The organism is Nitrospira sp. Nam80, assembly GCF_965152575.1.
The window spans coordinates 2,104,134-2,118,173 of the sequence record NZ_OZ224216.1 but is presented as its reverse complement, the minus strand read 5'-3'; the positions used below and the strand labels follow the sequence as shown (position 1 = coordinate 2,118,173).

9 protein-coding genes are annotated in these 14,040 nt (G+C 58.1%); 5 read left to right on the top strand and 4 right to left on the bottom strand.

Annotated elements, in window-relative coordinates:
- Positions 1-134: 134 nt before the first annotated feature.
- From ACWGXE_RS09990 to ACWGXE_RS09975, 4 genes are all read right to left on the bottom strand, one after another.
- The gene (locus tag ACWGXE_RS09990) at positions 135-1,259 is read right to left on the bottom strand and encodes a hypothetical protein (protein ID WP_447603357.1); all 1,125 of its coding nucleotides are present in this window, start codon (positions 1,257-1,259) and stop codon (positions 135-137) included.
- Positions 1,260-1,552: 293 nt separating this feature from the next.
- Positions 1,553-3,409: a glutamate mutase L gene (locus ACWGXE_RS09985; protein ID WP_447603355.1), complete on the bottom strand. Its 1,857-nt coding sequence runs from the start codon at positions 3,407-3,409 to the stop codon at positions 1,553-1,555.
- Positions 3,406-3,780: a hypothetical protein gene (locus ACWGXE_RS09980; protein WP_447603353.1), complete on the bottom strand. Its 375-nt coding sequence runs from the start codon at positions 3,778-3,780 to the stop codon at positions 3,406-3,408. Before ACWGXE_RS09980 ends, ACWGXE_RS09985 begins: the two co-directional genes overlap by 4 nt.
- 245 nt (positions 3,781-4,025) lie before the next feature.
- Positions 4,026-4,526, bottom strand: coding sequence for a hypothetical protein (locus tag ACWGXE_RS09975; RefSeq protein ID WP_447603351.1), 501 nt, complete (start codon positions 4,524-4,526; stop codon positions 4,026-4,028).
- A gap of 1,531 nt (positions 4,527-6,057) precedes the next feature.
- On the opposite strand from ACWGXE_RS09975, the gene ACWGXE_RS09970 reads away from it, so the two are divergent.
- Genes ACWGXE_RS09970 through ACWGXE_RS09950 form a run of 5 tightly spaced genes read left to right on the top strand, consistent with a single transcriptional unit; the run spans position 6,058 to position 14,025 of the window.
- A complete protein-coding gene (locus tag ACWGXE_RS09970; RefSeq protein ID WP_447603350.1) occupies positions 6,058-8,568 on the top strand; it encodes a response regulator in 2,511 nt (836 codons plus the stop codon).
- Positions 8,569-9,633 (top strand): HEAT repeat domain-containing protein, encoded by a 1,065-nt coding sequence (locus ACWGXE_RS09965; protein WP_447603348.1) that lies wholly within the window; start codon positions 8,569-8,571, stop codon positions 9,631-9,633.
- Complete coding sequence (locus ACWGXE_RS09960) at positions 9,630-11,069, top strand: glycosyltransferase family 2 protein (protein WP_447603347.1); 1,440 nt, start codon at positions 9,630-9,632, stop codon at positions 11,067-11,069. The genes ACWGXE_RS09965 and ACWGXE_RS09960 overlap by 4 nt, the downstream gene beginning before the upstream one ends.
- On the top strand, positions 11,066-12,649 hold the full coding sequence (locus ACWGXE_RS09955) for a hypothetical protein (protein ID WP_447603345.1): 1,584 nt from the start codon (positions 11,066-11,068) through the stop codon (positions 12,647-12,649). The genes ACWGXE_RS09960 and ACWGXE_RS09955 overlap by 4 nt, the downstream gene beginning before the upstream one ends.
- Complete coding sequence (locus ACWGXE_RS09950; RefSeq protein ID WP_447603343.1) at positions 12,646-14,025, top strand: YaiO family outer membrane beta-barrel protein; 1,380 nt, start codon at positions 12,646-12,648, stop codon at positions 14,023-14,025. Before ACWGXE_RS09955 ends, ACWGXE_RS09950 begins: the two co-directional genes overlap by 4 nt.
- Positions 14,026-14,040 lie beyond the last annotated feature (15 nt).

Below are 14,040 nucleotides of genomic sequence, written 5' to 3'. Positions count from 1 at the left end.
GCTTAGTTTTCAGGATGCTCAAAAAGGTCGTCCAGCGCGGCCGCAGCAAGTGAGGGGGCAAGGCGTACTTTTTTCGGTACGTCGAGCCTCCGAACGTCGCGAGAACAAAGCTGGCGGCCTTTTTCAGCATCCTGCTAGGCGCTCTCGATCACTTCGATATTCGCTCGCGGAATCACGGCGGTGCGCCCATCGCCGAACCTCACTTCAAGAACCCGCACTTCGCTTTCCGTCGGGATCTTTTGAAGCTCGGAGGGTAGCCGGGAAACCTCCCCGATGACACCGAACAGCGGATCTCGGATGATGCGGACGGGATCGCCGATCCTGATACCTTCGCGCTGCGACACCGAGACCGCCGCCGCGGCAGAGGCAGCTTGAGGAATGATGATCTCAGGCCTGATGACGCCGGCTCGGATCTGCGTGGCGCCGGAAACCGAGGCCTTTTGTCCTGCGTGGGCGGACAACAATCGGAATGTCTTGGTCGCCATCGGAATGGTCCCAAACCCTTCGGTCAGCACAAGCGTGAACCCGACCTGCTCCGTCCCGGTGATGGCCACACCCAGGTCGTAACCCAACAGGGTGCGCAGGTCCCTGTCATGAATGCCGCCGATTACCAGGGCCGCGACCCCGATTTGTTTCGCGCGCGCCATCGTGTCCGCTGAAAGAAAAGCGCCGCCGATGACAACCTTGCCTCTCATCGCCGGCGTTAAATGATTGGGCATGAGCGTCTGATCCGGTCCGGTCACGCCCAAGACGATCTCTCCATGCGTCTCACCGCCAATGCCGAAGATTCCTTGCACTAAGCTGCACGATGTCTCAATGGTCACGCCTTGTTGCGCATGAACCTCCCCGACGGTTCCATCAATGTAGGCCAAGACATCCAATACTTTCGGAGGTTCCCGGAACAAGACTTGTCCGGTAATCGGAGAGATTGATTCAATCGTGCCGGTGATGGGCGAGGCGATTTCCGTCTTGAACCATTTGATGAACGGTTTATTCTCCGCGATGATTTCGTCTTTGTGAATCCGATCGCCCTCTTTCTTGATCAAGTAGTCGTGGATCTCGCCCGGCGCGACGCCGAGCTGATTGGCCAGATTCAGCGCGAGGACCTTTCCCGGCAGTTCCGCGCGTGCCACCGGAGTGTCGGCATGGACGCTCTGGCCGACCGTCACGAGCACGGTTCCCGGCAACGGCAGCAACCGCTTCCGCTGGATCGTCGTCCGTTCGCTGACGGTTAAACCTGGAGTGTAGGAATGCGCCATATCTGGTTGCTGAAAAAGCCGTCCAGCTTCCTTCTCAGTTGCTCGCTCGCCTCAACGTACAGTCCCGGAAGGTAGGCCTGGTTCAGACACTGTCGCCTTACAGGGTACGGTCCGCTCAGGAAGACACTGGGCGCTCACCGTCTCGCGCCCGTGCGCAAACTTGAGACGACTTATTCGTCGTCTCGCGCACCTCGCTGGACAGCATTTTGAGCAACCAGTAAACCATTCTCAATAAAGTTCTGAGTTATGGGTTCGAAACTATGAATCCTGAGCGGCAACTCATCATTCAAATCTCACAATTTAGAACTTCCTGGGTACAGCCCGACGGCGTGTTGCCATCGCATGAGCGCGCCGGTGCGGGCATCATGATCGCTCGGGAGCCGCAGGGGACGCCCTCGTCCATCGAGAAGCAATCCCACGACTCCGCCACGGACCTCTTTCGTCATCGGCACGCCGGGTCCGGCTCCGACATTTACCTGCTTGGCAGGGTCTATGGTCACCTTGGCCTCTTCTCCATGAGACAACGGCAAGAGCTTCAGCTCACCAAACAGGAGCGCGCCTTTCTCGACGCGGCCGTCCGGAAAGGCGATTTCATAGTCGACACAACGCTCTCCCTCGTTGCCTTGGCCGACCGGCGCCACACAGGTTCCCAGGTACACCATGCAATCGCGGACAAACACGTCGGTTGCCGCCTTTTCATTGATCGTGGAAAGAACGCCGAGATGCGGCATCATGAAAATACTGTCCACGGATAACTGCGTGAAGCCCAGCGGCTCATATGCGTCGACCATCAATATCATCGACTGCACGCGGCGCGGCGCGTGGGACAGGATTCCCCCGCTGCCGACAATCAGATCCAATTTCAACATGTCGATCAACGTTTGGCCGGAGGTTTGCTGCTCGAAGACATCGGAAATGGTGCGCTCCTGCTGCACGCCTTTCAAGCTCGTCGCGAGGGATTTGTGATGGTTCAACGCCAGGCGCAACGCTTCGCGGGCGATGGCATGCTCGATTTGGAGTTCATCGAGCGTTTGCGGAATGGTGGTGGGACGGACCATCTTGTTTTTGATCCGATTGCGCAGGGTCTGTTCATCGATCGTGAACGGCACCCATCGCATGATGTTCGCCAATCCGGCTTCGGCCAGCACATTCGAGATGCTGTAGGACATACCGAGATTGGCGCTCACGGTCCGGTTGAAGCGGCTGTCGAACACGGAAAACACATCGGTCGTGGCGCCGCCGATATCCACGCCGATCAGATTGATTTGCTCGCGCTTCGCGATCGTCTCCATGATCAGACCGACCGCTGCCGGCGTCGGCATGATGGGCGCGCCGGCCATCTCGATCAGCTTCTTGTAGCCGGGCGCCTGCGCCATTACATGTTCGAGAAAGAGATCATGGATCTTATTGCGAGCCGGCGCCAGATTTTCCCGCTCCAGGACGGGCCGGATGTTGTCGGTAATTTCCAAGGCAGCTTTGTCCCCCAGGATTTTCTTGACCTGGCTCTGCGCCTCTTTGTTTCCGGCGTAAATCAGCGGCAATTTATAGGTGCTGCCGAATCGGGGGCGTGGCTCGGCGGCGGCAATATAATCGGCCATCTCGACCACATGAGTCACCGCTCCTCCATCGGTGCCGCCGGACATCAGGATCATGTCCGGTCGCATGGAACGAATCCGTTCAATCTTCTCGTGAGGCAACCGGCCGTCGTTGGACGACAATACGTCGATGACAATTGCGCCGGCCCCGAGCGCCGCCCGTTGCGCGCTCTCGCCCGTCATGTTCTGGACAACCCCGGTGACCATCATCTGTAGCCCGCCGCCGGCGCTGCTGGTGGAGATATAGATATCGACCCCGACGTCCGGCTCATTCTGGGCCGCCCGATTCGGCGTGATGATATGGTCCCCGTCAAGAATCCTGCGTCCCGACAGCTCTTCGATCTCGGTGATCGCGTTCAGGACACCCCGGGTAACGTCTTCAAAAGGGGCTTCAACCGTGGTGGGCGATTCGCCACGAAAGGTCTGTCGATATTCTTCACCGACCTTCTCGATCAAGATCGCTTTGGTAGTGGTGCTGCCGCAATCGGTCGCAACGATTACGTTGAGCGGACGATCGGTCGATGCGGTGTCACGGGGCTGCGCCGACACCGTCATTGACCCGGGATCCCTTGCGGAGCTGCGGATTTCGCATCGATGAGGACAATGAGACGGGAGATGGAGCCACGCCGTTCCAGGAGGCGGGCGACTTGGTCGACTTCCTTGGCATTCAACACGCATTCGATGATCGGAGAAACGAAATGCAGCGCCTGGCTGCCTAGAAAATTCATTGGGGCCAGCGATTCCAGAAATACCGTCGCGGGGGCCGCCATTCCACGTTTCACTATGGCATCTGCCACTCGCTCAAGCAGAACTCGGTCTTCTCCCGGCAACTCGTCCCGCACCTCCTGCACGGCAAACGCATGCCGAAGCGCACTCCGGAACCAGGTGAGCTTTTTCGCGATGGGTTCGGATGAAGTGAAGTTCATGAGGCCGGGACTGAGTCAACCCATTGATGTATCGCATTATATGGAGGGGTCTGAGGAGAGTCAATTCGAGCAGCCGGCATGATAGCTCTGACGTCGTCGCCCTAGTGAGTTCGAATCGACTTGCTCGATCGGGAGTCCCAGCTTTCCTTAAGATCCGGCTTAGGTCACTACAGCCGAGACGCTTCCTGTGCCCCTATCCATCTATAGGGATGACGGACATATTTCTCTGAATACAGAGAATCCGCTCATTGAGCAGATTGTTGCGGTTCGTGCGTCGCATCCGGCGACGGAGAAGCACCAGATGAGCAATGGCCTCTGGCGAGCGGGTTCAGCGGATTAATGCCGGGAGGGCAAGGCTTGGATTCCTGTCCGGATGATTGGCCCGGCTGATCTGAAACACTTCCGGCTTGCATCGGATCCCGAGACATGCCCCCGGGGGATAAGTGCGGTACCATCGGCTGCGGGGCGGGAACAGGCGGTGGTGAATTATCCTGCTCATGATCCAGTGCCGCAGATCCCGGCTGCGGCGCTCCAGCGCCGGAAGGAGAGGGCGCGAGCGTTTCGATTATGACACAGCCGTGCAGGCCCTTGGGTCTGTCGGTCAGAATCTTTGAACCATCCGGTCCTCTGCACTCGAACACAGCGGCATTGACGGGATCGGCCGGCGATTGAATGAGGCAGAACAGCACGATGGCGCCGACTATCAAAATACCGTGGTCCGGCACAACGCGCAATTTTTTCACCATGATACTCATGAAATGGCGGCCCGCAATAATTGGGATACGAGAACTATAGGCGGGCGTTGGTGAGAGAGTCAATTCAAGATCGCTTCACTCGATGAGCAGAAGTCGCGACCTCTTTCCAGGCAAGGGAAGAGATGGCGAACCAATGGCACTGACTCACCGCCGCAACGCCTGCTGATAACTACACAGGGTTCGTAAAAGCAAACGGCTTCGTGGCCGTCCATTCCAGCCGGCGGTAGAAGATAAGTCGCTCGGGCAGGATTGTTGGACATCGAAGCCCCCCTGTCGCACACAACTAAGCCTTGTCCGCTCGCAACCTGTAAACCCGACCGTGGGGGTCTCGAACAGTACAGGTTCCGCCGTTGCTACTGAAGGGCAACGGTCACGGCCTGCAGCAAGTTGTGTTCTGCGCCAGTCGGCGATAGAGGCCAAACTCCCGCCCAAGCGACAGGACAAATTAGGAAGGTAGCCTTTTGTCTAACTCCTGAAATACGCCGGTATCGCGCATTCCAGCCATCCTTCTCTACGATCCAGCCATCCAGTAGGCCACTGTGACGCACTAGCTGCCGCAAACGCTCAGCAACAATCACAAAGGGGGTCACAATGTAGAGGTCCGGCTCGACACGTGTTTTTGCTAGCTGACTTAACAACTTAATAACTACCGCGGCACGCGATTTTTCACCGCGCTCCCAAGGCAAAGCTGGCTCGTACAGCATCGCGACAGCTCTTCGATCGCCGCCGGCCAACTCCTCTGGGCGCAAGTAGGCGGGAGGAGACAAACCTCAAGCGCTATCCAGGCCGACAAGATGTTTTCGGGTTGATTCGTTAGAGGTGAAAGCCGATCCCCTTGCGACTTGTCTTCCTGAGGCATTATGGACTTGGATGGCGTCACGGGCGATTTATCTGATTTCTCAGGTGAGTCATTTGCGGATTTTGGCTGGTCTGGCGGGGCGCGAGGGGTACGGAGGTAAAGGTACTTGATCTACAGAGGTCAATTTCTCTAGCTGTGTCCGAACGGCGACCTTCAGTTTGGCTGCCCTGTCAGTTTTGCGACCGAGCCCGCGCACCGTTCTCACCCGCCTCCGATGGAGGAAATTAATTGACTCACGCGATGGGTCGCATCACGGCCAACACCGGCTGGCCCACCGTTCGTCAGCCGGCCAGCGGGGATATCCTTTCCTCTCCTTCCTTCTTCAGCCGACGACCTCAGAATCCTGTATCCGTGAGAGAGTCAACTGATCCGGGTTCATGGGCATTGCGGCAGGGCCGTCTGAGGTGTTTCCTGAGGCTCATCTTTTTGGAAAGTTCTTGCTGGGTGGCATCCTTCATGGTGCAATACGGTTGGGAAGAGGCGTGTTTTGCATCGTTTGTGCTCGTCTTTTCACGCCTCATGACTATGCACCGCTCGGATATGCATTTAGGGAATGCCCAGCCCGCATTCCTACGTGATGAATCTCGGTCGGCAACATTGAAGACGTAATGCGACGGAAGGCGAGTTCGCTCGATATCCTGGACAACTTTGAACCCAACTTGCATGTCCGACAAAGAGACTGGTTCGGATCCCGCCTGGTCATCGGTTCAGGCTATTGATTCGGAAAGCAAAGAAGTACTACCCGCATCCCCGGAAGGGAAACCTCGTGTCTTGGCCGTGGGCACGCCTCCCGGCGTCATCACATTTCTTCGTCAAATGATCGAAGTCACCATTGAGACGGTCCAAACCGTGGCCCAGGCGCAAGAGCGCATCGACCGGCTACCGTGGGATCTCTTCCTCTTCTACCATCGAGGTCTTCGCGGAGGAAGCGCATCCCTCCTGAGTAGAATCCGCCGGTGCTCACAGAACACTCAGACGCCCATTGTGTACTGCCTCGGCAAGGATGTGGATCCCGACCTTACGAAACGCCTGGTAAGAGAGTTCGGCGTCCAAACTCTCCTTACTTATCCACAGGATCCTCAAGAAATCGCGCGTCATATCGCCGGCTTACTTGGAGTCCCATTCAATGAGCGTGATGATCCAGGAAATGGGGCCATGCCGAAGTCCAAGACTCTATCGCCGGATGAGGCGGCTGAGTGGGAACAGTTCAAGACATCGTTGAAAGATCGAGCGGCGATTCTTGAACAGGCTGCGACATCTCTCCTTGAAGACACGCTCTCGCTCGAGATGAGGCAAGAGGCGGCTCGCCAATCGTACCAGCTCGTGGTAGACGGCGGCGGATACGGTTTGAATCACATCACGACACCGGCAAGCGAAGCGGAGCAGTTGTTGCGGCGGGATGGGATGTTGTCGCCGCAGGAAGTACTCCGCTTCTGTGAACTGGTAATGGAACTCCAGGAGCGAACGGAGGCGCTTTTACCGCTCACGGCAGGTGACATGACCGGGACTAAAGCACGTCCCCTCGTGCTGGCAGTCTCCGCTGACGGGGCGCTTCTCGATCGCCTGCAAGGTGACGCGCCGAAACATGAGGTTCGGATTGCGGGCGCTCACAATCTCATCGAGGCCATGGAAGCCATGACTTTCAAGAACCCGGACTTGGTCCTGTTGGACCTCGGAAACGACGGCGTATCCTCCCAGGAATTGGACTTCGTGGGTGAACTTGTCACACACATACCCCCGATCCCAGTGTTAGCGTTGACCGAGGGAGATTCATTCAAGGATCGGGTTGTTGTCGCTGGAGCCGGTTGCCAGGGTATCGTCGATAAGCGGCAGTCGACCGCGAGCATTCTCGACGCCACCAGGGAGGCGGCATTCAATCACACCCGTATCGATGTTCCGAAAATCTTGGTGGTTGACGACAGTGAGATGGTCGCGCGGCTCGCAAGCAAGCTACTCGAACGACGCGGCATGCAGGTCACCACCCTCACCGACCCGCTCCAGTTTTGGGACGTGTTGGAACAGGTGAATCCGGATCTGTTGATACTCGACGTGGAAATGCCCCATCTGAACGGCATCGAGCTGTGCCGCGTGGTGCGCGTCGATCCAAACTGGGAGTCCCTTCCGGTCGTCTTTCTCTCGGCCCACACGGATGTGCAAACCATCCAACGACTGTTCGTCGCTGGGGCGGACGATTTCATCAGCAAACCTATCGTCAGCGCCGAGTTGATGATGCGGGTTCAAAACCGGTTGGGCCGGGCGCGCCTGTCCCGGCACCGGACGGAAATTGACGGGTTGACCGGGGTCGCCGGACGGCATTCCGTCGAACAGATGTTGGAGCGTTCAATTCGCACGGCCCGGCGCTATCGGGACCCTTTTTCACTCGCCGTGGTGGACGTGGACTATCTCAAGCAGATCAATGATCGGTATGAAACGGCGACCGGTGACGCAGTGCTGCGCCGATTGGGACAGATATTTTCCGCGTTCTTCCGACCCGAGGACGCCATAGGACGCCTGGGCGGAGACGAGTTTGTGATCGGACTCCATCGAGCTTCGAAACCAGCGGCGCTCGCTAGAATTGAAGAACTGCTCCGGCTCGTCCGTCGGGAACGCTTCGCAGCAGGGACGGGCGAGGCATTTACCGTCAGTGTCAGCGCCGGCCTCGCCGAGTTTCCCGGCGACGGGTCCGAACGCCAGGCGATCTATCACGCCGCAGGACAAGCGTTGTCGCAGGCGAAAGCCGGAGGGCGTGATCGCGTGGTGGGGAGAGAAGACGGCCACCATCCGGTTGTGGCGGAGGAGTATGACGTGGTGATCGTGGACGATGACGAGACGATCAGCGACATGCTCATGCGCATGCTGAGGAACCAGGGCTACCGCTCCGGTTGGCTACGTGACGGCGCGGAGGCGATCGCCAAACTGGGCGGGAGATCCCCTGCCATGCGCGCGAAGGTCCTGCTATCGGAGGTCGATTTGCCGGGATTGGACGGGTTCGCCCTTCTACGTCTATTGGGCAATGAGACTGGTTTGCGCCGCATGCGAGTCATCATGCTGACGAATCGCTCCGCTGAGGATGAAGTGGCCACGATGTTTGAGCTCGGCGCATTTGACCATATGGCAAAGCCGTTCAGCCCGAGAATTCTCCTGCAACGCATTCGTCGGTCTCTCGACGCCTAGATGCACACAATCCCGACAGCGAGCTGGTTAACGTTCGTGCTGGTCATAGAGGCGACAGCGCTTGCCGGCAGCCTCGGATTGCTCTTTGGTCAAGCCGCCTGGCTGCGGTGGGTGACACGGTGGCTGGAACCGAAGCGCCAGGCGGCCCGAAGCATTGTGTTGCAAGCGCTTGAGGCGGGCACGGACCAAAGCCAGGCGTTAGAAGCGGTCACGGCTCTTCCTCTCCACGCTCAGGTCGAACTGATTACGGACCTCGGCGAAAACCTCAATGGAGTAAAGTTGAAAGCGTTGGCGAATATCGCAAAGCAATCGGGTATCCTCGACCACAGCGAACGGCTCTGTCGCAGCCGCTGGTGGTCGCGGCGGGTCAGAGGTATTCGGCTGTTCACCGTCTTGGCCGAAGGCGAACACATTATTCCCTCGCTGTTTCCTGATCCCTCGGCCATCGTCCGATCGGAACTTGCCAATTGGGCGGCGGCTCATCCCTCTCCGGAGATGATCGACATCCTGCTTCGACTCTTGGACGATGCCGACGGATTTTGTCGATTTGCCGCTCATAATGCCCTCTATCGCATGGGCTTGATCGTGGTCGAACCCTTGGCGCGCCACCTTGAATCGCAAACCGGAGTCGCGTTGGAACGCGCCATGGCCGTCGCAGTCTCCTTGGGGCATGAACGATTCATCGATCCGGCACGCGCATGCCTGAGTCATGCCGATCCCACGATCAGAACACTGGCGATCGAGGCGCTTGGAAAAAGCGGAAGCCTCCGGTTCGCGCCGGCACTACTGGACCGTTTGAATGATCCGGCAGCTCACGTACGGCAGGCTGCGGCCCATGCGCTCGGCCGGCTCAAATGTTGGCAAGCCTCACCGGCCGTCGCCCGTTTGCTTGAAGACCCCGTCTGGACGGTGCGGCAGGAGGCAGCGCTGACCCTCCGATCGTTGGGCGCGCCCGGCATTCTGCTGCTTCGCCGAAGCAACTCGAGTCGCGATAAGTTTGCCCGGGACATGGCTCAGCACGTCCTCGGCTTTCCCCGGACAAAGGTCAACGGGGAAGCGGCATGACGCACACCATCGGAGAAGGACTCCTCAACTGCTTGCTCCTGATGGAATGGATCATCCTCGTCTATTTCTTTTTCTTGTCCAGCTTTTACGCGCTGTTACTGGCCAGCGCCGTGCTTGATATCGGCCCGCATCTGCAAAAGGAACGTGGCGAAAACCGGCGACGGCTGCTGGGATCCGAAATCGTTCCTCGTATTACACTGCTTGCGCCCGCCTTCAACGAAGCCAGAACAATCGCCGACAGCCTTCGCGCACTGTTGGGACTTCAGTATCCAAGCCTGGAAGTCATCGTGATCAACGACGGGTCCACGGACAAGACGCTGCAAGTCCTCCTCGACCAGTTCGAGCTTGTCGCTGTGCATCCGATCTATCAACATCGGCTTCAAACCAAACCGCTGCGCGCGCTTTATCGATCGAAGCTCCATCCGCATCTCGTTGTCGCTGATAAAGACAAGGGCGGCAAAGCCGACTCATTGAATGTCGGACTGAACATCGCGTCGCACGAACTCGTATGCGCCATCGACGCCGATACTCTGATCGAACCGGACGCGCTTCAACGGATTGTCCGTCCGTTTATCGAGTCCGATACGGTGGTGGCGGCGGGCGGCACGATTCGTCCCGTCAATGGGGCGGTGGTCAAGGGAGGCCGGGTCGTGCGCGTCAATACGCCGCATCGCCTGCTGGCAGGAGTCCAAGCTGTGGAATACCTGCGCGCCTTTCTCTTTGGCCGCCTGGGTTGGAATCGCCTCGGAGGCAATATGATCGTCTCCGGGGCGTTCGGGTTGTTTCGGCGGGAAGCCGTGATCCGGGCAGGCGGCTATCGGCACGATACAATGGGCGAAGACATGGAATTGGTTGTTCGCCTACGCCGGGTCGGATACGAAGCCCGTCAGCCCCAGCGCGTGATTTTCATTCCGGATCCGGTGGCTTGGACCGAAGTTCCCGAATCATTTCGCGTCTTGGGTAATCAGCGGGATCGTTGGCATCGCGGGCTCGCCGATGTCTTATGGCGGCATCGCTGCCTTTTCTTCAATCCCTCGTACGGAGCGCTGGGACTCGTCGTATTCCCCTACTTCGTGTTTGGAGAACTACTGGCGCCCGTCATTGAAGCGTTAGGCCTGCTCAACATGGGATTGATAATGGCGCTCGGCGACATGAACCTCCCGTTCATGCTGCTCTTCTTCCTGATCGCGTACGGATATGGAGTCCTGCTGTCCTTCGCCTCCCTGGTCATCGAAGAGTTCACGTTCCATAGGACTGAATCGTTCACGGACCGCCTATGGCTGGTTCTCTGGTGTTTGATCGAAAACATCGGTCTGCGACAAGTCACGGTGTACTGGCGTCTTCGCGGATTGATCAAGTATGCGCGGGGCAGAGGGGATTGGGGCGTCATGGATCGGCGCGGATTTTCCCAACCCGGAACGGCAATCGCGCGATGAGCCATCCTCTGCTTGCCATCGTCTTGATCACCGTGTCGACGACGATTCCGATTGTTGGAGATACCTTTACCACCATGGCGGCCGACACGGTCTTGTTTTCAGGAGCCGTTCCCATGTCAGTCGAGGAATTGGAGGTGGTTCACGTCGAGGGCCGTGCTCCGACGCTACTCTTTAAATCCGCTCCTGAGCCTGCGCCGCCCCGCCGGGTTCGTCCGACTGAACCACGCCTCAATGTGCTGGATCGCATTGTTGCCATTGACAGCGAAAAGAACTGTGAAGTGACCAGCGAACCTTCCGGTGCAACGTGGACTTTTGAGGCTCGCGGCTTAGATGCTAATCGGTGTCGGCTTGTCCTCTCCCTCGCGAGGAATGGGACTGCACTGGACGCCCTGTCCTACCAAGTCATGGCGCTCCGCGGCGAAGTGTCTGCACCGGTTTCATTCGGTCTGGCCGATATCCGGACAGGATTGCAGGGCGCCCAAACATTGCTCGACCGTGGAGCCGGATCATTCGATATCACGATCCCTCTCAAGGCGGCGGCCAAGACGATCGACTTGCGTGACGTCACCGCACTCGTCATCAGTCCACGGCAAGGCGGCGTTTCAATTCGTTTCAATGAACTCACATTGGCAGTCTGGCCGCCCAAGGCAATGCCTCATCGGCGAATGGGATTTTGGGTCTGGGACTATCAAAGCGCGACGGCTCACGCCGCTACATTATTGGAAGCCTGTCGATCCGTGCAGTGCGACCGTCTGGTGGTTCAGACGCCTGCGCTGGGTGAGTCTAAAGAGATTTGGCACAGCTATGCGGCGCTTCTCCAGGCAGCTCAAGAGCGAGGCATTGAAGCATTTGCGTTGGACGGATACCCCGAAGCCATTTTTGATCCGCAGCCGTTGATTGCAAAAGTGGAGCAGTTACGTACGGTCATGCGAGGTCTCATGCCGAGCGGGCTGCAACTGGATGTTGAACCATATCTACTCGAAGGATTTTTCGACGACTCCACGGGAGTCACCAAATACCTGGACTTGCATGCGCAGGTCAAACGCGCTCTTGGAGGACAGACTCGCCTTTCAGTGGTCATGCCCTTCTGGTTGACATCGCAGTTCGCCGGCAACCGGGCGGTTGCCTTTGCCACCATGGATCTAGCGGATGAGGTGGCTCTCATGAGTTACCGAACAGATCCGGAGGAGTTACGGGAACTGGTCGACGACTCACTGCGCTATGCGGACCTCATCGGCCTCCCGGTTTGGCTGGGGGCGGAGACGCGGGCGTTGCCGTTGGAGGAACATGTACGGTTGCAGACGGTGACGCGGCGAGAACTGGCGACGGCATACTTGGACCGGGCCGACCGACGACTCGTGTTTGCTCAGCCGCCGGAAGGATACGATCAAAATTGGTTCCGCGTCGTTCAGCGGACAACCGTCCGTCCCGAACGTCTGACCTTTTCGCGGCAGTCGCGTGCTCAAGTCCAGCGGATGCTCCGTACGTTGGATCATGCTGTGACCAACCCAAGCTTCACCGGCGTCCTGATTCATGATTACGCCGGATTCTTCGCCTTGCCGGAACAAGGAACTCCATGACCGGTGCGGCGGTATTCTGCGACGCGCAGTCTCTTACCCCAAGAACCTGGTGCTTTTCCAACAAGAGCCTCCCAACATGGCTGCTCCTGCTTGCAGCGGCATCACTTTTCATCTCAGGAAGCCTGCTGGCTCAGGAACCAGGCGACAACGGCACGCTGTCCGTCCAGCCGGCCAGAAGCGACGTCTTGACGGCCGCCACGGCGGCAGAGAATGCCAGAGAGTTGGATCAAGCGGAGCATCTGTACCGCAACTACCTCAACAGCCGACCGGACGATGATGAAGTGCGGGCTCGCCTAGCCCGTGTCTTGTCATGGCAAGGACGCCACGAAGAAGCCGCGGCGCTGTATCGTGATATTCTGTCGCGCTACCCGGTGGACATCGATGTCCGGATTGCCCTGGCCCGGGTGCGGTCGTGGCAGCAGCATTTTGAAGAAGCCGGCGAAATGTACCGGGGTGTGCTGGCTGAAGATCCGAACAATGTCGAAGCGAAACAGGGATTGGCCGACACGCTGTATTGGAACAAACAATACCAGGAAGCCTTGCAATTGTACCGCGAAGTCTATGAAGCCACCAAAGATCCGGAAATCGCCCGACACATTGAAAGTGTGACCCAAGAGATTACCGTATCGGCCCGTGCACCCATGCGGGGACCACGAACGCGGCCGGCTATTCCATTTCGTGATTATATAAAACTCGGATATACCCACTACTCATATACCAATCGTTTCCCCGACGAGCGCGACTGGCTCCTCGAAGCGGCGAAGCCGATCGGTGATCTCACATTGGTCGCTCGGGTGGAGCCGTTAAACCGATTCGGTCTCCATGACACGCCTGTGTCCGCCGAACTTTATAGCCCTTTGTGGAGGCGGGCATGGGGCTATCTCGGAACATCCGGAGCCTTCAACGCGGATTTCGTCCCGCACTGGACGTTGGGAGGAGAACTCTTCCAAGGACTTGGCGATGTCTCCCCGTATCTCTCCCGTTTTGAAATGTCACTCGGCTATCGGCGAATGGACTTCAAGACCGGCGGCATCGATCTATTGCAGCCGGGTCTGACGATCTATCTCCCGTTCAACCTGTGGCTGTCGGAGAAGGTCTATTATATCCCCGGCCAAGGCTCCATTACCCTCTCATCCCAATTGACCTGGCGGCCCACCGACCGGCTTCAGGTGTTCGCGTCCGGCGGATTTGGAACTTCCGGAGAGCGGATCGTTGCAGTGCAAGACTTCGCACGGGTACAGAGCCGCATCCTGCAGGGAGGCGTCATCCTTCCCATCAGCGCACATTTCTCCGGAGAAGCCCTCGCCTACTATGAGGACCGGAGCACACTCTATGTTCGGCGAGGCGGCACCTTCAATCTCATCTGGCATTGGTAGCCGCAATCCGCGTAC

Bases quoted from the DNA above. Each gene is read 5' to 3' on its own strand.
- ACWGXE_RS09990 (WP_447603357.1), bottom strand. From the start codon at position 1,259: ATGGCGCATTCCTACACTCCAGGTTTAACCGTCAGCGAACGGACGACG.
- ACWGXE_RS09985 (WP_447603355.1), bottom strand. From the start codon at position 3,409: ATGACGGTGTCGGCGCAGCCCCGTGACACCGCATCGACCGATCGTCCG.
- ACWGXE_RS09980 (WP_447603353.1), bottom strand. From the start codon at position 3,780: ATGAACTTCACTTCATCCGAACCCATCGCGAAAAAGCTCACCTGGTTC.
- ACWGXE_RS09975 (WP_447603351.1), bottom strand. From the start codon at position 4,526: ATGGTGAAAAAATTGCGCGTTGTGCCGGACCACGGTATTTTGATAGTC.
- ACWGXE_RS09970 (WP_447603350.1), top strand. From the start codon at position 6,058: ATGTCCGACAAAGAGACTGGTTCGGATCCCGCCTGGTCATCGGTTCAG.
- ACWGXE_RS09965 (WP_447603348.1), top strand. From the start codon at position 8,569: ATGCACACAATCCCGACAGCGAGCTGGTTAACGTTCGTGCTGGTCATA.
- ACWGXE_RS09960 (WP_447603347.1), top strand. From the start codon at position 9,630: ATGACGCACACCATCGGAGAAGGACTCCTCAACTGCTTGCTCCTGATG.
- ACWGXE_RS09955 (WP_447603345.1), top strand. From the start codon at position 11,066: ATGAGCCATCCTCTGCTTGCCATCGTCTTGATCACCGTGTCGACGACG.
- ACWGXE_RS09950 (WP_447603343.1), top strand. From the start codon at position 12,646: ATGACCGGTGCGGCGGTATTCTGCGACGCGCAGTCTCTTACCCCAAGA.